General features: G+C 75.9%; 12 protein-coding genes. 11 read left to right on the forward strand and 1 reads right to left on the reverse strand.

What is annotated here, in order from left to right; genetic code table 11:
• Positions 1-93 precede the first annotated feature (93 nt).
• Positions 94-4,794: a family 43 glycosylhydrolase gene (locus EDC03_RS00515; protein WP_123378270.1), complete on the forward strand. Its 4,701-nt coding sequence runs from the start codon at positions 94-96 to the stop codon at positions 4,792-4,794.
• A 79-nt stretch (positions 4,795-4,873) separates the two neighbouring features.
• Here EDC03_RS00515 and EDC03_RS00520 read toward each other — a convergent pair whose 3' ends face one another.
• Entirely contained in the window at positions 4,874-5,767 is an 894-nt protein-coding gene (locus EDC03_RS00520) for a PAC2 family protein (RefSeq protein ID WP_277872049.1), read from the reverse strand.
• A 398-nt stretch (positions 5,768-6,165) separates the two neighbouring features.
• Between EDC03_RS00520 and EDC03_RS00525 the strand changes: the two genes are divergently transcribed.
• The 10 genes from EDC03_RS00525 to arc all read left to right on the forward strand — a co-directional run bounded on the left by EDC03_RS00525 (position 6,166) and on the right by arc (position 18,575).
• The gene (locus EDC03_RS00525; protein WP_123378271.1) at positions 6,166-6,897 is read left to right on the forward strand and encodes an HAD family hydrolase; all 732 of its coding nucleotides are present in this window, start codon (positions 6,166-6,168) and stop codon (positions 6,895-6,897) included.
• A 133-nt stretch (positions 6,898-7,030) separates the two neighbouring features.
• Positions 7,031-8,683: an ABC transporter substrate-binding protein gene (locus EDC03_RS00530; protein ID WP_123378272.1), complete on the forward strand. Its 1,653-nt coding sequence runs from the start codon at positions 7,031-7,033 to the stop codon at positions 8,681-8,683.
• Positions 8,684-8,795: 112 nt separating this feature from the next.
• Entirely contained in the window at positions 8,796-9,800 is a 1,005-nt protein-coding gene (locus EDC03_RS00535; protein WP_123378273.1) for an ABC transporter permease, read from the forward strand.
• Positions 9,801-9,865: 65 nt separating this feature from the next.
• A complete protein-coding gene (locus EDC03_RS00540; protein WP_199719815.1) occupies positions 9,866-10,780 on the forward strand; it encodes an ABC transporter permease in 915 nt (304 codons plus the stop codon).
• Positions 10,781-10,824: 44 nt separating this feature from the next.
• The gene (locus EDC03_RS00545; RefSeq protein WP_123378712.1) at positions 10,825-11,880 is read left to right on the forward strand and encodes an ABC transporter ATP-binding protein; all 1,056 of its coding nucleotides are present in this window, start codon (positions 10,825-10,827) and stop codon (positions 11,878-11,880) included.
• The gene (locus tag EDC03_RS00550) at positions 11,877-13,004 is read left to right on the forward strand and encodes an ABC transporter ATP-binding protein (protein ID WP_123378713.1); all 1,128 of its coding nucleotides are present in this window, start codon (positions 11,877-11,879) and stop codon (positions 13,002-13,004) included. Before EDC03_RS00545 ends, EDC03_RS00550 begins: the two co-directional genes overlap by 4 nt.
• Positions 13,005-13,077: 73 nt before the next feature.
• Positions 13,078-14,148, forward strand: a complete 1,071-nt coding sequence (locus tag EDC03_RS00555; RefSeq protein WP_123378274.1) for an LLM class flavin-dependent oxidoreductase — start codon at positions 13,078-13,080, stop codon at positions 14,146-14,148.
• A 9-nt stretch (positions 14,149-14,157) separates the two neighbouring features.
• Positions 14,158-15,351: a site-2 protease family protein gene (locus EDC03_RS00560; RefSeq protein ID WP_123378275.1), complete on the forward strand. Its 1,194-nt coding sequence runs from the start codon at positions 14,158-14,160 to the stop codon at positions 15,349-15,351.
• Positions 15,348-16,508, forward strand: coding sequence for a tRNA (adenine-N1)-methyltransferase (locus EDC03_RS00565; protein WP_277872050.1), 1,161 nt, complete (start codon positions 15,348-15,350; stop codon positions 16,506-16,508). Before EDC03_RS00560 ends, EDC03_RS00565 begins: the two co-directional genes overlap by 4 nt.
• A gap of 339 nt (positions 16,509-16,847) precedes the next feature.
• Positions 16,848-18,575 (forward strand): proteasome ATPase, encoded by a 1,728-nt coding sequence (gene arc / locus EDC03_RS00570; RefSeq protein WP_123378276.1) that lies wholly within the window; start codon positions 16,848-16,850, stop codon positions 18,573-18,575.
• The last annotated feature ends 10 nt before the right edge of the window (positions 18,576-18,585 follow it).

The following is an 18,585-nucleotide window of genomic DNA, read 5'->3' on the forward strand; positions in this document are numbered from 1 at the left end:
AGCCCGGGCGACGACGCCCGGACCGGTCCGCCCCGGCGCCCCTCCCAGCGCCGTCGTCCGACGGCGACGACGCCCGCGCAGACCGGAGCGACGATGCCGTCACCCCGCCCCCTTCCCCCCGTCCCCGCCCGCCGCCGGGCACCGGCCACCGCCCTCGCGGGCGTGCTGGGGCTCGGCCTCGCCGCCGGCCTCCTGGCCCCGGTCGCCGTGGCCGCCCCCGCCCCACCGGCGCCCGCTGCCGCGGCGTCGTCGGGGGAGGTCGTCCGGTACGCCTTCGACGCCGAGGGCGACGGGGGCACGCGGCTCACCGACACGAGCGGCCACGGCCGTGACGCCGTCGTGCGCGGCGGCACCTTCACTGGTGAGGGCTCCCTCCGTCTCGACGGCGACGGCGACCACGTCGACCTCCCCGACGACCTGCTCGCGGGGCTCACCGACATCACGGTCGAGGCCGAGGTGCTCGTCGACCCGGCGATGAGCGGGCAGTACATGCTCTGGGCCGTCGGCAACACCACCGGCGGCGTCGGCGACGGCTACCTCTTCGCCGACGGCGACCCCTACCGCACGGGACTGTCCCTCGGCGACTGGTCCGACGAGCAGGTGGTGCAGACCTCCTCGTCGCTGGCGCGCGGCGTCTGGACGCACCTGACCTACACGCTGTCCGACGGGACGGCGGTCCTCTACCGCGACGGCCTCGAGGTCGCGCGCACCGAGGGCGTCACCGCCGCACCCGGCGCGATCGGCGACGGGCGGACGACCGCCGCCTACCTCGGGCGGTCGGTGTACGACGCCGACCCGACCCTGCGCGGCGAGCTCCGGGAGTTCGCGGTGCACGACCGCGCGCTGTCCGCCGCCGAGGTGCTGCAGGCGTCCGGCGGCACCGCGGCCGTCGCGGACGTCACGGAGCCGTCGCTCAAGGTGCCCGCCGTCGTCGACACCGCCGCCGGCACCGTGCTGCTGCCCGTCCGGCCCGGCACCGACCGCACCGCCATGGCGCCGGAGCTGGTGCTCGCCGACGGCGCCACGTCCGTCCCGCCCTCGGGCTCGCGGCAGGACCTCTCCGGGGACCCCGTGCCCTACGTGGTGACGGGGGCCGACGGCGCCACGCGCACGTGGCAGCTCCGCGCCGTGGAGATGCGCAGCCCCTCGCTGCCGGGCCTGCACGCCGACCCGACGATCATGGCCGGCGACGACGGCCGCTTCTACCTCTACCCCACGGAGGACGGCTTCCCGGGCTGGGGGAGCACCACCTTCCACGCGTACTCGTCCACGGACCTCGTCGAGTGGACGGACCACGGCACGGTCCTCGACCTCGGGCCGGACGTGGCGTGGGCCGACGGCCGGGCGTGGGCGCCGGCGGCGGTGCAGAAGGACGGGAAGACCTACTTCTACTTCAGCGCGGACCAGAACATCGGTGTCGCCGTCGGCGACTCACCGGCCGGGCCCTTCACCGAGCCCCTGGGACGCCCGCTCGTCGACAAGGCCGACCACGGCGGTGCCCAGCAGATCGACCCCGCCGTCTTCACGGACGTCGACGGGCAGTCGTACCTGTACTGGGGCAACGGCCGCGCCTACGTCGTGCCGCTGGCCGACGACATGGTCTCCTACGACCCCGCCCAGGTCCGCGAGATCCCGGGTCTCGACGGCTTCCGCGAAGGCCTGTGGATGCACGAGCGCCAGGGCACCTACCACCTGACCTGGTCCATCGACGACACGCGCAGCGAGGACTACCGCGTCGGCTACGCCACCGGGCCGTCGCCGACGGGGCCGTGGACGAACCGCGGCGTCGTCCTCCGCAAGGACACCTCCCTCGGGCTGCTCGGCACCGGGCACCACTCGACCGTCCAGGTGCCGGGCACCGACGAGTGGCTCGTCGCCTACCACCGCTTCGCCGTGCCCGACGGCGACGGCACGAACCGCGAGGTGACGATCGACCACCTCGAGCACGGCGCCGACGGCCTGCTGCGCCCCGTGCGTCCGACGCTCGAGTCGGTGACCCTGGCCGAGGTCCTGGGGCCCGACCCGGAGCCGGAGCCGGGCGACGGGCCCGAGCCCGTCGTCGCGTACGACTTCCGGCTCGGGAGCGGGGAGGTCGTCACCGACGCCTCCGGCGGCGGGCGCGACGCCCGGGTCGTCGGCGGCGGCGCGCGGTCCGCCACCGACGGGCTCGTGCTGGACGGCAGCACCTACGTCGACCTGCCGGACGACCTCCTGCGGGGGCTCGACGACGTCACGGTGAGCACCGAGGTGCTCGTCGACCCGTCGCAGCGCGGCAGCTACTTCCTCTGGGGGCTCGGCAACACGCGCGGCGGCGTCGGCGACGGCTACCTCTTCGCCACGGGCGACCCCTACCGCACCTCGATCACCCCGACGAACTGGTCCGGCGAGGAGACGGTCGCGGGCGAGGCGGGGCCCCTGCCCCGGGGCGTCTGGCGCACGCTCACGTACACCCTCGAGGACGGCACGGCCCGGCTCTACCTCGACGGCGACCTCGTCGGCACCCGCACGGGCGTCGCCACCCGCCCCGGCGACCTCGGCGGCGGTCGGACGACCGCCAACTACGTCGGCCGCTCCCTCTACGACGCCGACGCCCGTCTGATCGGGAAGGTCCGCGACTTCCGCGTCTACGACGGCGCCCTGGACGCCGACGCGGTGGCCGAACTGGCCCCGGACCCGGCGGAGCGCGTGGCCGCCGACCTCGCGGCCCTCGACCTCGGCGACACGTCCGCCGTCACGGAGGACCTCGAGCTGCCGGCGTCCGGCCCCGCCGGCACGACGATCACGTGGGCGAGCGACGCACCCACGGTCGTCGCCGCCGACGGGACGGTCACGCGTCCTGCCTTCGGGCAGCCGGACGCCGTCGTCACGCTGACCGCCACGGCGACCGCCCGGGGGGTCTCGGCCGGCAGGACCTTCACCGTCACGGTGCCCGCGATGCCCGACGACGCGACGCTGGCCGCCGAGGCTGCCGCCGCGCTCGCCGTGCCGGACGCCGACCGGGTGCGCGGAAACGTCACGCTGCCGACGACGTCCCGCGGGGCGACGGTCGCGTGGGCGTCCTCGGACCCCGCCGTGGTCACCCCCACGGGCGAGGTGACGCGCGGCGACGGCGACGTCACGGTCACCCTCACGGCGACGGTGACGTACGGCGGGGCGACGACGACACGCGACCTCGACCTCCACGTCGTGGCCGCCGTCGACGTCGAGCCCTTCGAGGGCTACGCCTTCGCGTACTTCACGGGCGACAGCCTGGCCGGCGAGAACATCTTCATGGCCGCCAGCCGCGGCAACGACGCGCTGCGGTGGGACGAGCTGGACGACGGGCAGCCGGTCCTGCGCTCGGAGCTCGGGACCCGTGGGCTGCGTGACCCCTTCGTCGTCCGGGCGCCCGAGGGGGACAGGTTCTTCATGATCGCCACCGACCTGTCGATCGGCTCCGGCACGAGCTGGGACGACTCGCAGCGGCGGGGCAGCCGGTCGATCAACGTGTGGGAGTCCGACGACCTCGTCACGTGGTCGGAGCAGCGCCAGGTCGTCGTGTCGCCGGAGAACGCCGGCAACACGTGGGCGCCGGAGGCCTTCTGGAGCGAGGAGCTGGGGTCCTACGTCGTCTTCTGGGCGTCCAAGCTCTACCCCGAGGACGACCCGCAGAAGGCGTCGGCCCAGGCCAACCGGATGATGTACGCGACGACGCGCGACTTCCGCACCTTCACGGAGCCGGCCGTCTGGCAGTTCCCCGGCACCTCCGTCATCGACACCACGGTGATCGAGGAGGACGGGACCTACTACCGCTTCGTCAAGGACGAGGGCAGCGGCGTCACCGGCTGCACCGACATCATCCAGCAGCGCAGCCGCGACCTCCTGGCGGTCGACCTGGAGGACGGCCCGCAGACGTGGGAGACGCAGGACGAGTGCATCGGCCGCGACGCCGGCCTCCGGGCGGTCGAGGGTCCGACGGTGTTCGAGGCCAACGAGGGGGACGTCAACGGTCCCGGGTACCACCTCTTCCTCGACGAGTACGGCGGCCGGGGCTACCTCCCGCTGCGGACGGCCGACCTCGACGCCCCGGACTGGGAGGTCGCGGAGTCCTTCGACCTGCCCGCGAACCCGCGCCACGGCACCGTCGTGCCGGTGACCGCCGCCGAGCTGGCGACGCTCCGTGCCGGGCTCGACGGCGAGCCGCCCGCCGAGCCGGAGGCGCCCGGTGCGCCGACCGGCGTCACCGCGACGGCGGCCGACGGGGCGCTGGACGTCGCGTGGACGGCCCCCACCACAGGTGGCCCGGTCGCCGGCTACACGGTCACGGCGTCGCCGGGCGGGGCCACCTGCTCGACGGACGGCGCGACGACCTGCCGGGTGGGGGGTCTCGAGCGCGGGACCGCCCACACGGTCGTCGTCGTCGCCCGGGGGACCGACGGGGCCGAGGACTCCGCCCCCACGGCGGCCTCGGCGCCGGCGACGCCGGGCTGGGCGCCCGGCAGCGCCGACGGCGTCGCGGCCTCCGTCGCCGCCACGCTGTCGTGCGACATCCGGCGGACCACGCTGACGGCATCGGTGACCAACCGCGAGGCCGGACGGGTCGGCGTCCGCGTCGTCGTCCGGCGGGCGGACGGCACGCGCGTCGGCCGGCCGACGGCCGTCCGGCTCGCCCCCGGGACGACGCACGAGCACGTCGTCGCCCTGCCCCGCGGCGTCGACGACGCGACCGCCACCGTGACGGTGTCCCGCTGGCAGCGCGACGGCTCGGTCCGCTCGACGTACGAGGTGGGCACCACCGGCACCGGCTGCGCCTGACGCCGGCAGGACGACGACGCCCCCGGCGCCGCCCCGCGAGGGGGGCGCCGGGGGCGTCGGCCGTGGTGGGCGGCCGGGGTCAGGACGGGCCGCGGGGCCCCCGGGGCCGCTGGTCGTCGTCGCCGCGCCGGCGCAGGTAGCGCTCGAACTCGCGGGCGATGGCCTCGCCGCTCGCCTCGGGCAGCTCGGCGGTGTCCTTGGCCTGCTCGAGCTGCTGGACGTACTCGGCGATCTCCTCGTCCTCGCCGGCCAGCTCGTCGACGCCGCGCTCCCACGCCTCGGCCTCCTCGGCCAGGTCCTCGAGCGGGACGGCCGCGCCGACGACCTCCTCGACGCGGCCCAGCAGCGCCATGACGGCCTTGGGGGAGGGGGACTGCCCGACGTAGTGCGGCACGGCCGCCCACAGCGAGACCGCCTGCAGCCCACGGCTCGACGCCGTGTCACCGACGACGCCGACGATGCCGGTGGGGCCTTCGTAGCGCGACGGCTCGAGGGCCAGGTGCTCGAGGCCCGGGTCGTCGCTCGTCGACGTGATGGGGATGGGCCGCGTGTGCGGGACGTCGGCGAGCAGGGCGCCGAGGATGACGACCGTGCGGGCGCCGAGCGCCTCGGCGTGGTCGAGCACCTCGCGCGTGTAGGCCCGCCAGCGCATCGACGGCTCGATGCCGTGGACGAGGACGACGTCGCGCCCGCCCCCCGGGGGCCGCGCCCACGCGAGCCGCGTCGTCGGCCACGTGATGCGGCGGCGGCCGTCCTCGTCGAAGCCCGTGACCGGCCGGTTGACCTGGAAGTCGTGGTAGTCCTCGGGGTCCAGCTCGGCGAAGGTCGTCTCGCCCCAGACCCGCGCGAGGTGGTCCAGCGCGCCGCTCGCGGCCTCGGCGGCGTCGTTCCAGCCCTCGAAGGCCGCGAGCACGACGGGGTCCCTCAGCTCCGGCACCTCGGTGCCCCGGGACCGTCCCACCTGCTCGCTCACCACGTCCTCCTCGTCGGTGCCCCTCGCGGGCGCGGCGCCTGCTCGCCGGGGCCGCTCCACCCTACGGGCGCGCCGTGGACCCGCCCGTCGCACGGGCGGCGGACGGGCCCACGAGGGACGCCCTCGCCGGACATCGGGGCAACCGGCTCCCGCAGCCCGACTTCGCTGCCGAAGTCGTCGGGAGAGCACCCCATCACCCCACTTCGCTGCCGAAGTCGGCGGAAGCGCGTCCTGTCGTCCTACGTCGGCAGCGACGTCGACGGCAGAGGGCCCGTGGCCCACCTTCGGCAGCGACGTCGAGAAGGAGGGGCTCGTCGTCGGCTGCCCGGAGGGCGCCGGGGCGACGGGAGGGGCGGCTCCGGCGGCGGTACCCCGGGCGCGCCTGGGAGACTCGGGCCATGCCCACCCCCACGACGCCCGACCGCCCCGTCCCGCTCGCGGCCGCGATGCCGGCCGCGGTGCTGTGGGACATGGACGGCACGCTCGTCGACACCGAGCCGGTGTGGTGGGCGGCCGAGCGGGCCCTCGTGGAGGCGCACGGCGGCACGTGGTCGGACGAGCAGGCGCTGGCGCTCGTCGGCAGCCAGCTCGAGGTCTCGGCCGAGGTCCTGCGCGTCGAGGGCGGGGTCGACCTGCCCGTGCCGGAGGTCATCGAGGTGCTGGCGGCGTCCGTCGTCGCGGACCTCGTCAAGGGGCCGCGCTGGCGGCCGGGGGCGCGCGAGCTCGTCGCCGAGCTCGCCGAGGCCGGTGTGCCCCAGGCCCTCGTGACGATGTCGTGGCGGCACATCGCCGACGCGATGCTCGGCCACCTGCCCGAGGGCACCTTCGCCGCCGTCGTCACGGGCGACGTCTGCGAGCGCGGGAAGCCGCACCCCGAGCCCTACCTCCGCGCCGCCGAGGCCCTCGGCCTGCGCCCCGAGGACTGCCTCGCCGTCGAGGACAGCCCCACGGGCGTCGCGTCGGCCGCCGCGGCGGGGGTGCCGGTCGTCGCCGTGCCGCACGCGGTCGTGGTGCCCGCACGGCCCGGCGTCGCCGTGGTCGGCAGCCTCGCCGGGATGACCACCGGCGACCTCGCGGAGGTCCGGCGCGGCGTCCTCGACGCGGAGGGCGCACCGCCGCAGGGCGACTGACCCCGGTACGGCCCGTGTCCGACTCGTGACCTCCGGCGCCGTCGGGCTTCCCCCGGCCGGGCGGCCGCAGGGTTAGCGTCTCTTCGCCGTCGGCCGGACCGGTCGCGGCAGAGCTGACCCCAGGGAGACGACCATGGTCCGAAGCACGAGGAGCCGGGCCGCGGCCCTCCTCGCGGCGGGTGCGCTGCTGGCGACCGCCGGCTGCGTCCAGAGCGAGCGGGACGACACGGCCGGCGGGGGCGGCTCCTTCGTCTTCGCGGCGAGCTCGGACCCCGTCGTCCTCGACCCGGCCTTCGCCAGCGACGGCGAGACCTTCCGTGTGGCGCGCCAGATGTTCGAGGGCCTCGTCGGCACCGAGCCGGGCACCGCGGACCCGGCCCCGCTGCTCGCGGAGTCCTGGGAGACCGACGACGCCGGCGTCGTCTACACCTTCGACCTGCGCGACGACGTGACCTTCCACGACGGCACGACGTTCGACGCCGCGGCCGTCTGCGCCAATTTCGACCGCTGGTACAGCTGGACCGGTCTGCAGCAGAACGAGAACATCTCGTACTACTACAACTCGCTGTTCCAGGGCTTCGCCGAGAGCGAGGACCCCGAGCTCGTCGGCGGCCTCTACGACAGCTGCGAGGCGCAGGACGAGCAGACGGCCGTCGTCACCCTCACGCGGCCCTTCGCCGGCTTCATCGCCTCGCTGTCGCTGCCCGCCTTCTCCATGCAGAGCCCCACTGCCATGGAGGAGTACGACGCCGACAACCTCTCCGGCTCCGAGGACGACGTCCGCTTCAGCGCCTACGGCACCGAGCACCCCACCGGCACGGGCCCCTTCCAGTTCGACTCCTGGGAGCGCGGCCAGTCGGTCACCCTCACGCGCTACGACGACTACTGGGGCGACGTCGCCCAGCTCGACGAGGTCGTCGTCCAGACCATCGCCGACGGCAACGCCCGCCGGCAGGCGCTCGAGGGCGGCCAGGTCGACGGCTACGACCTCGTGGCCCCCGGCGACGTGCAGGCGCTCGAGGACGCCGGCTTCCAGATCGAGAACCGGGACCCGTTCAACGTCCTGTACCTCGGGCTCAACCAGGCCGTGCCGGAGCTCGCGGACCTCCGCGTCCGCCAGGCCATCGCGCACGCCATCGACAAGGACGCCGTCATCAGCCAGTCGATGCCCGAGGGCTCGACCGCGGCGACGCAGTTCATGCCCGACATCGTCACGGGCTTCTCCGACGACGTCGAGACCTACGACTACGACCCGGAGCGGGCGAAGGAGCTGCTCGCCGAGGCCGGCCAGTCCGACCTCAGCATCGACTTCGTCTACCCGACCGGCGTCTCGCGGCCGTACATGCCGAGCCCGGAGGACACCTTCGTCGCGCTGCGCAGCCAGCTCGAGGCCGTCGGCATCACGGTCAACCCGGTCGCGCTGCCCTGGTCGCCCGACTACCTCGACCGCATCCAGGGCAGCCCCGACCACGGGCTGCACCTGCTCGGCTGGACCGGCGACTACAACGACCCCGACAACTTCGTCGGCGTGTTCTTCGGCACGGAGAAGAACGAGTGGGGCTTCGACAACCCCGAGCTCTTCTCCGCGCTGGCGGCGGCCCGCGAGCTGCCCGACGCCGACGAGCAGGGCCCCGCGTACGAGGCGATCAACGACCAGATCATGGAGTTCCTGCCCGGCGTCCCGCTGGCCTCCCCGGTGCCGTCGCTCGCCTTCGCCCCCGAGGTCGAGGGCTACGAGCCCAGCCCGGTGCAGGACGAGGTCTGGAACGGGGTGACGGTCAGCTGACCGCCCCGCTCCCCGTCGCGGCCGTCGCCCCCTCCGGGGCGACGGCCGCGGCCGGTCCCCACCCCCGCCGCAACGCCGCGGCGTCCCCGACCCACGGCGAGGAGGCCGGGCCGTGCTGAGGTTCGTCGTCCGACGGCTCGCCCTCGTCGTCCCCGTGCTGCTCGGCCTGTCCGTGCTCCTCTTCGCGTGGCTCCGCGCGCTGCCCGGGGACCCCGCGCGCACGCTCCTCGGCGAGCGGGCGACGCCGGCGGCCGTCGAGCGCATCACCGTCGCCTACGGCTTCGACCAGCCGCTGCCGCTGCAGTACCTCACCTACCTCGGCCGGCTCGTCCGCGGCGACCTCGGGACGTCGGCCCGCACGGGGGAGCCGGTGCTCGAGTCCTTCCTCCTGCGCTTCCCGGCCACGGTCGAGCTGGCGCTGGCGGCCCTCCTCGTCGCCGTCCTGCTCGGCATCCCGCTCGGCTACCTGGCGGCGCGCCGTCACGGCAGCGCCCTCGACTCCTTCCTCGTCGGCGGCTCGCTGCTCGGGACGGTCATCCCCGTCTTCTTCCTGGCGTACCTGCTCAAGCTCGTCTTCGCGGTCCAGCTGGGCTGGCTGCCGACGGCGGGACGCCAGGACCCGCGCATCGACGCGACGCACGTGACGAACTTCTTCGTGCTGGACGGCCTGCTGACGGGGGAGTGGGACGCCGCCTGGGACGCCCTCGTCCACCTCGTGCTGCCCGCCGTCGCGCTCGGCACCATCCCGCTCGCCATCGTCGTGCGGATCACCCGCGCGTCCGTGCTCGAGGTGACCGGCCAGGACTACGTCCGCACCGCCGAGGCCAAGGGCCTCGCGCGCTCGGTCGTCCGCCGCCGCCACGTGCTGCGCAACGCCATGCTCCCCGTCCTCACGACGGTCGGGCTCCAGACCGGCCTGCTGCTGTCGGGCGCCGTCCTCACCGAGACGGTGTTCGCCATCAACGGGATCGGCTCCTACCTCTTCGAGTCCATCTCGACCCTGGACTACCCCGTGCTGCAGGGCTTCATCCTCTTCATCGCGCTCGTGTACGCCCTCGTCAACCTCCTCGTGGACGTGGGCTACGGCGTCGTCGACCCCCGGGTGCGTGCCGCGTGAGCGGCGTCGTGCTCCCGCCGTCCTCGGGCCCCGTGGGCCCCGGGGGCTCGGCCGGCGGTGACCCCGTGCCCGGCCTCCCGTCGGCGCTCGTGCCCGACGCGACGGCGGCCGACGAGCGCGGCACGAGCCTGTGGCGCGGCGCCTGGCGCCGGCTGCGGCGCGACCCGGCGGCGATCGTCGGCGCGGTCGTCGTGCTGGCCTTCGTCCTCGTCGCCCTGCTCGCGCCGGTCATCGCGCCCTACGCGCCGGCCGGGGCCCAGTGGGCGAACCAGGTGACGCCGTCGTCGGTGCCCGGCCCGAGCGACGAGCACCTCCTCGGGCTCGACTCCTTCGGCTCGGACCTCTTCACGCAGCTCGTCTACGGCGCCCGCCAGTCGCTCGTCATCGGCGTCGTCTCGACGGCCATCGGCCTGTCCTTCGGCGCGGCGCTCGGGCTGCTGGCCGGCGCCTTCGGCGGCTGGGTCGACACGCTCGTCATGCGGGTCGTCGACATCATGCTGTCGATCCCGAGCCTGCTCCTCGCCGTGAGCATCGCCGCGCTCGTCGGGCCCAGCCCGACCGCGCTGATGATCGCCATCGGCGCCGCGCAGGTGCCGATCTTCGCGCGGCTGCTGCGCGGGTCGCTGCTGAGCCAGCGGCGCGCGGACTACGTCCTCGCGGCGTCGTCGCTCGGCCTGCGGCACCGCACGGTCGTCATGAGCCACATGCTGCCCAACTCGCTGAGCCCGGTCATCGTCCAGGCGACGCTCGTGCTGGCCACGGCGATCATCGAGGTGGCCGCGCTGTCCTACCTCGGGCTCGGCGACCCCAACCCGACGGTCGCCGAGTGGGGGCGCATGCTCGTCCGCGCCCAGGACCGCCTGTCCACCGACCCGCACCTGGCGCTGCTGCCCGGCGCCTGCATCGCCGTCACCGCGTTGGGGTTCACGCTCCTCGGCGAGGCGCTGCGCGAGTCCCTCGACCCCACCTTCCGCCGGTGAGCGCCCCCCGCGGCGCCGGCCGCACCGCACCCCCCGGGAGCACCGTGCCCGACCCCGCCGACCGCCCCCTCGTCCCCCCGCCCGCCCGGGCGGAGCCCCTCCTCGAGGTCCGCGACCTCGGGGTGGAGTTCCGCCGCCGGGGCGCGCCGCCCGTCCGCGCCGTGGACGGCGTCAGCCTCACCGTCCGCCCCGGCGAGGTCATGGGCCTCGTGGGGGAGTCCGGCAGCGGCAAGTCCGTCACGTCGCTCGCCGTCATGGGGCTGCTGCCGCGGCGCAGCGCCGTCGTCACCGGCTCGGTGCGCCTCGCCGGCGAGGAGCTCGTCGGCGCGTCGCCGAAGCGCGTGGCCTCGCTGCGCGGGGCCCAGATGTCGATGGTCTTCCAGGACCCGATGACGTCGCTCAACCCCGTCGTGCCCATCGGCACCCAGGTCACCGAGGTGCTGCGCGCGCACACCGACGCCGACCGCGGCGCCGCCCGCGACGAGGCCGAGGACCTCCTGCGCCGCGTCGGGATCCCCGACCCGCGGCGCCGCCTGCGCGACTACCCCCACCAGCTGTCCGGCGGCATGCGGCAGCGCGCGCTCATCGCCATCGCGCTCGCCTGCAAGCCGCGCCTGCTCGTGGCCGACGAGCCGACGACGGCCCTCGACGTGACGATCCAGGCGCAGGTCCTCGAGCTGCTCAAGGTCCTCGTCACGGGGTCGGGCACGGCGATGCTCCTCATCACCCACGACCTCGGCGTCGTCGCGGGCCTCTGCGACGACGTCACCGTCATGTACGCCGGCCGTGTCGTCGAGACCGCCCGGCGGAAGGAGCTCTTCGCGCGGCCGGCGCACCGGTACACCGAGGGCCTCCTCGCCTCGGTGCCCCGCCTGGACACCCCGCGCGGCGAGCCGCTGCGGCCCATCCCCGGGACGCCGCGGGACACCGTCCCGTGGTCGCGGGCGTGCGCCTTCGCGCCGCGGTGCCCGCACGCGGGCGCCGGGTGCGACGACCCGGGGCTCGCGCTGGCCGTCCCGGCCGCGCTGCCCGCCGACCACCTCGTGCGGTGCGCCCACCCGGCGCTGCCGCAGCCGGCCGCCGCGGGGGCGGGCGCATGAGCGCGGCGCCCGGGGCCCGGCCCACGACCGGCACGGGCGACGCCGCGCGGGACGACGACGTCCTCCTGCGCGTGCGCGGCCTGCAGGTGCACTTCCCGATCCGCCGCGGCCTGCTGCTCGACCGGACGGTCGGGCACGTGCGCGCCGTCGACGGCGTCGACCTCGACCTGCGGCGGGGGCAGACGTACGGCCTCGTCGGCGAGTCGGGCTGCGGCAAGTCCACCCTCGGCCGCGCCGTGCTGCGGCTCGAGGAGCCGACCGCCGGCACCGTCGAGCTCGACGGGCAGGACGTCCTCGCCCTGGGCAGGCGCGACCTGCGGACCCTCCGGTCGCGCATGCAGATGGTCTTCCAGGACCCGATGGCGAGCCTCGACCCGCGGCAGAGCGTCGAGAGCCTGCTCACCGAGCCGCTGCGGGCCCACGGCGTGCCCGGGGGGAAGGCGGCCTGGCACGCCCGCGTCCGCGAGCTGCTCGAGGTCGTCGGCCTGCCGGCGTCCGCGGCGGCCCGCTACCCGCACGAGTTCTCGGGCGGCCAGCGCCAGCGCATCGGCATCGCCCGGGCGGTGGCGCTCTCGCCCGACCTCGTCGTCGCCGACGAGCCCGTCAGCGCCCTCGACGTGTCGGTGCAGGCGCAGGTCGTCAACCTCCTCGAGGACCTCCAGGACCGGTTGGGGTTGACGTACCTCGTCATCGCCCACGACCTCGCCGTCGTGCGCCACATCAGCGACGTCGTCGGGGTCATGTACCTCGGCGTCGTCGTCGAGCAGGCCCCCAGCGACGACCTCTACGCGCAGCCGCTGCACCCGTACACGCTGTCGCTGATGTCGGCCATCCCCGTGCCGGACCCCGCGCACGAGGACGCGCGCGAGCGCATCCTCCTGTCCGGCGACCTGCCCAGCCCGGCGGCACCGCCGTCCGGCTGCCGCTTCCACACGCGGTGCCCGTTCCGGCAGGCGACCCGGTGCCACGACGAGGTGCCGGCGCTGCGGGAGCTGGCGCCCGGCCACGTCGTCGCGTGCCACTGGGCCGAGGACGTCCGCGACGGGAAGGTCGTGGCCTCGGCCGCCGCGCACGACCCGACGGCCACGACGGCCGCCCCCGCCGCCGCGCCCGCCGCGGGCTGAGGTCGCCCCGGCCGCGGACCGCCCCCCGCCCCGGCGAGGGAAGGGTCCGCGGCCGGGGCGGGTTGCGGCGGACGTGCCCGCGCGCGACGTCCCCCTGCAGCAGCTCGGCTTCCTCACCATCGGCACCTTCGACGGCGACGACCCCGGTCCCGGGCTCGAGGCGCTGCTCGTGCAGCTCGAGCTGGCGGAGGAGCTCGGCCTCGACAGCGCGTGGCTGCGCCACCGCCACCTGCAGCACGGGGTCTCCTCGCCCGTCGCCGTCATGGCCGCGGCCTCGCAGCGGACGTCCCGCCTGCGGCTCGGGACCGCGGTGACGCCCATCGCCTGGGAGAACCCGCTGCGGCTCGCCGAGGACCTCGCGACCGTCGACGTCCTCTCGGGCGGGCGGGTCGAGGCGGGCCTCAGCGCCGGCCCGCCGATGCGCTGGGACGACGTCAAGGACGCCCTCTACCCGGCGACCGCGGACGTCGAGGACCTCGGCTACGAGCGCGTGAGCCGCTTCCTCGCCATGGTGGCCGGGGAGCCGGTGGCGCCCGCCGCGACCCTCGGCGCCGAGGTGTACTCGTCGCGGGTCCAGCCGCACAGCCCCGGCCTGCGCGACCGCGTCTGGTACGGCGCGGGCAGCCTGCGCTCGGCCACCTGGGCCGCGGAGCAGCGCCTGCACCTGCTGACGTCGAGCGTCCTCACCGGCGCGACGTCCGCCGACTTCGCGGCGCAGCAGGCCGAGCAGGTGCGCGCCTACCGCGCCCTGCACCCGGCCGGCCGTGTCTCGCAGGGCCTCGTCGTCGTCCCCACCGACTCCGCGTCGCCGGCCCAGCGCGCGCGGTACCGCGCCTACGCCGAGGCCCGGCTGCCGCGGACGACGGCGCCGCAGGGCCCGGGCCGGCTCCTCTTCGCGCCCGACCTCGTCGGGACCTCGGAGGAGATCGCGGAGCGGCTGCACGCGCACGAGGCCTTCGCCCTCGTCGACGAGGTCGCCTTCGCCCTGCCCTTCGGCTTCGAGCACGAGGACTACGTCCAGCTGCTCACCGACCTCGCGACCTCCCTCGGCCCGGCGCTCGGCTGGTCGCCGGCCACGGGCCGGGCGGGGGCGACGCCGGGGGCGACGCTGGACGGTGACGGGCCCGCCCCGCCCCGCCCGTAGGCTCGCCCGGTGCACGCCCCCGCCGCCCGACCCGAGCCCCCGGCCGCGGGCGCACCGACCCGCGACCCCGAGGGCTGGCGGCTCGGCACCGTGGCCGGCGTGCCGCTGTACCTGGCCCGCTCGTGGGTCGTCATCGCGGTCGTCGTCACGCTGCTCTTCGCGCCCGTCGTGGCGCGGACGGCGCCCGGCCTCGGCAGCGCCGGCTCCGTCGTCGTCGCGCTGACCTACGCCGTGGTGCTCGCGCTGTCCGTGCTCGTGCACGAGGTCGCGCACGCCGTCACGGCGAGGTCGGTCGGCCTGCCGCCGACCCGCATCGTCCTCACCCTCTGGGGCGGGCACACGACCTTCGCCACGGAGGCGTCGTCGCCCGGCCGCAGCGCCCTCGTCTCGGCCGCGGGGCCGCTGTCGAACCTCGCGCTCGCCGGTCTCGGCGGGCTGCTCGTGCTGCCCGCCGAGCCCGGGGGGCTGCCGTGGCTGCTGCTGTCGGCCCTGGCGCTCGCCAACCTCTTCGTCGCGGTCTTCAACGCGCTGCCCGGCCTGCCCCTCGACGGGGGGCGGGTCCTCGAGGCCGCCGTGTGGGCCGTGACGGGGGACCGGCTGCGCGCCACCGTCGTCGCGGCGTGGGCGGGGCGCGTCCTCGCCGTCGTGGCCGTCGTCGTCCTGCTCGGCCTGCCGCTGCTGCGCGGCGACCGGCCCTCGCTGCTCCTCGCTGTGTGGGCGGTGCTCGTGGCCGGGACGCTGTGGACGGGTGCCACCGCCGTCCTGCGCGACGCGCGGCTCCGGGGCCGCGTGGCCTCGCTGCGGGCGCAGGCGCTGCAGGTGCCGGCGGTCGGGGTGCCGGCCGGGGCCGTCGTCGCCGAGGTCACCCGGGCGGCCGACGCCGCGGGCGCCGCCGAGGTCGTCCTCGTCGCCCCGGACGGCCGTCCGGTGGCGCTCGTCGACCGCGACGCCGTCTCGCGCGTGCCGCGGGAGCGCTGGGAGGTCGTCCCGGCCGCGTCGGTGGCCGTGGGCCTGGCCGGTCCGCCGGTCCCCTCGTCCGCCGCCGGCCAGGGCCTGGTCGAGCTGCTCGCCCGCGCCGGGGGCCACCCCGACGCGGTGACAGGGAACGAGGTGGCCGCCGTCGTCGACGCCGCCGGCCGCGTCGTCGGGGTGCTGCGCGGTCGCGACGTCGTCGCCGCCGCCCGTCGGGAGGGAGCCGCGTGAGCGTCGAGGAGAGCCGGGCCGTGACGGAGGGATCCCGCCCCGAGGCGGTGGGCGCGTCCCAGCGGCGCGGGCTGCTCCGCGAGGGCGAGCGCGTCCAGCTGACCGACCCGCGCGGGAAGCTGCACACCATCACGCTGCGGGCGGGCGGGCAGTGGCACACCCACCGCGGGCACGTGAAGCACGACGACCTCATCGACGGTCCCGAGGGCGTCGTCGTCACGAGCACCGCGCTCGTCGACTACCTCGCCCTCCGCCCGCTGCTGGCCGACCACGTGCTGTCGATGCCGCGCGGGGCCGCCGTCGTCTACCCCAAGGACGCCGGCCAGGTCGTCGCGATGGCCGACATCTACCCCGGCGCCCGCGTCGTCGAGGCGGGCGTCGGCTCCGGCGCGCTGAGCATGTCGCTGCTGCGCGCCGTGGGGGACAGCGGCTCGCTGCACTCCTTCGAGCGGCGCGAGGACTTCGCCGACATCGCCCGCGCCAACGTCGAGGGGTTCTTCGGCGGCCCGCACCCGGCCTGGCGCATCACCGTCGGCGACCTCGCCGAGGCGCTGCCCGCGGCCGAGGAGCCCGGCAGCGTGGACCGCGTCGTCCTCGACATGCTCGCGCCCTGGGAGTGCCTGGACGCCGTCGCCGGTGTCCTCGCGCCCGGCGGGGTGCTCATCTGCTACGTCGCCACGGCCACCCAGCTCTCGCGCACAGCCGAGGACCTCCGGGCCGACGGGCGCTGGACCGAGCCGTCCGCGTGGGAGTCGATGGTCCGCGGCTGGCACCTCGAGGGCCTGGCCGTGCGCCCGCAGCACCGGATGGTCGGGCACACCGGCTTCCTCCTCACGACCCGGCGGATGGCCGAGGGCGTCGTCGCCCCGCTGCGCCGCCGTCGCCCGGCCAAGGGCTCGTCCGCCTCGACGCCGGGCGCGCGCCAGGGCGCGGCGGGGGAGCGGACCGAGCCGGCCGGCGCGGTCGACGAGGTCGACCCCACGACGGGCGCCTGGGACGCGGGCGAGGAGTGGACCCCCGAGGCGCTCGGCGAGCGCGCCGTGTCCGACAAGAAGGTGCGCCGCGTCCGGCGCGACGTGACGAAGGGGCGCCCGGTGTCCGGCGGGGACGGCGCGGACGGCGGGAGCGCCGAGGACGGGGACGACGCCGAGGCCTGAGCCGCTCGGCGGGCCGTCGCCTGCCGACGGGCCGCGACGTCGACGTCCGCGTCAGCCGAGCGCGGCCGACCGCGGAGCCTCGTGCACGCCCGGACGGCGACCGGGGAGCACCCGGCAAGGCCGCAGCCCCCGGAGCGGTGCACCACGCTCCCCGGTCGACGCCGCACCGTGCAGCAGGCTCCCCGGTCCGGCCCGGCGCCCCCGGGCGCAGGGGGCCGGTCGGGTCCGGACCCGGCGGGGGGCCGTCCCGTCGTCGGGGGGCCGGGCTACTGTCGCGGCGTCGCCACCCGAGCCGGCGGTGCGGCTGCGCCGCCGGCGGCCCCGCCCGGAGGTGTGCCCGTGGACAGCCAGCCCACCCAGCCCGAGGACCCGCGCCCCGAGCCCGGACGGCAGGACGCCGCCGCGGGCGGCGCGCCCTCGTCCCCCGAGCCCCGGCTGTGGGCCGCCGGCCCGGCCCGGGTCCGCGCGCTGCAGGACCAGGTGGGCGAGCTGGCGGCCCGCAACGAGCGCCTCGTGCGCACCCTCGGGGACGCGCGGGAGCAGCTCGTCGCGCTGCGCGGCGAGGTCGAGCGCCTCGCCCAGCCCCCCAGCGGCTACGCCACCTACCTCGGCCCGTCCGGGGAGGGGAGCGTCGACGTCCTCCACCAGGGACGGAAGATGCGCGTCGCGCTGTCGGCCGCCCTCGACGTCGCCGACCTCGGCCCCGGCCAGGAGGTCGAGCTCAACGAGGCCCTCAACGTCGTGGCGCTGCGCGGCTACGAGCGCGCGGGCGAGGTCGTCACCTTCAAGGAGCACCTCGACGGCGACCGCGCCCTCGTCGTCGCGCACGGCGACGACGAGCGCGTCGTGCACCTCGCCGCCCCGCTCGTGGGCCGCCGCCTCAAGGCCGGTGACGCCCTCGTGCTCGAGGGGCGCTCGGGCTACGTCCACGAGGTGGTGCCGAAGGCCGAGGTCGAGGAGCTCGTCCTCGAGGAGGTCCCCGACGTCGAGTACGCGGACATCGGCGGGCTCGGCGCGCAGATCGAGGTCATCCGCGACGCCGTCGAGCTGCCGTTCAAGCACCCCGACCTCTTCCGCGAGCACGGCCTCAAGGCGCCCAAGGGCGTGCTCCTCTACGGCCCGCCCGGGTGCGGCAAGACGCTCATCGCCAAGGCGGTGGCGCACTCGCTCGCGCAGCAGTCCGCCGAGCGCGACGGGCGCGAGGTGACGGCCGGCTACTTCCTCAACGTCAAGGGTCCCGAGCTCCTCAACAAGTACGTCGGCGAGACCGAGCGGCACATCCGGCTCATCTTCGCCCGCGCCCGCGAGAAGGCGAGCGAGGGCCACCCCGTCGTCGTCTTCTTCGACGAGATGGAGTCGCTGTTCCGCACCCGCGGCTCGGGGGTCAGCTCCGACGTCGAGACGACGATCGTCCCCCAGCTCCTCGCGGAGATCGACGGCGTCGAGCGCCTCGACGACGTCATCGTCATCGGCGCCTCCAACCGCGAGGACATGATCGACCCGGCGATCCTGCGGCCCGGTCGCCTCGACGTGAAGATCAAGGTCGAGCGGCCGGACGCGGAGGGCGCCAAGGAGATCTTCGCCAAGTACCTGACGCCCGACCTGCCGCTCCACCCGACCGACCTGGCGCACCACGACGGGGACCCCGACCGCACCGTCCAGGCGATGATCGCCGCGACGGTCGAGCGGATGTACAGCGAGGACGAGGAGAACCAGTTCCTCGAGGTCACCTACGCGGGCGGCGACAAGGAGGTCCTCTACTTCAAGGACTTCAACTCCGGCGCCATGGTCCAGAACATCGTCGACCGCGCGAAGAAGACGGCCATCAAGGACTTCCTCACGACCGGCACGAAGGGCCTGCGCGTCGACCACCTGCTCGTCGCCTGCGTCGACGAGTTCAAGGAGAACGAGGACCTGCCCAACACGACCAACCCCGACGACTGGGCGCGGATCTCCGGCAAGAAGGGCGAGCGGATCGTCTACATCCGCACGATTCTCCACGGCAAGAAGGGCACCGAGGCCGGCCGCTCGATCGACACGGTGACGAGCCCCGGCCAGTACCTCTGACCCGCGGGCC

Origin of the sequence: Pseudokineococcus lusitanus (assembly GCF_003751265.1) — a bacterium.
GTDB lineage: Bacteria > Actinomycetota > Actinomycetes > Actinomycetales > Quadrisphaeraceae > Pseudokineococcus > Pseudokineococcus lusitanus.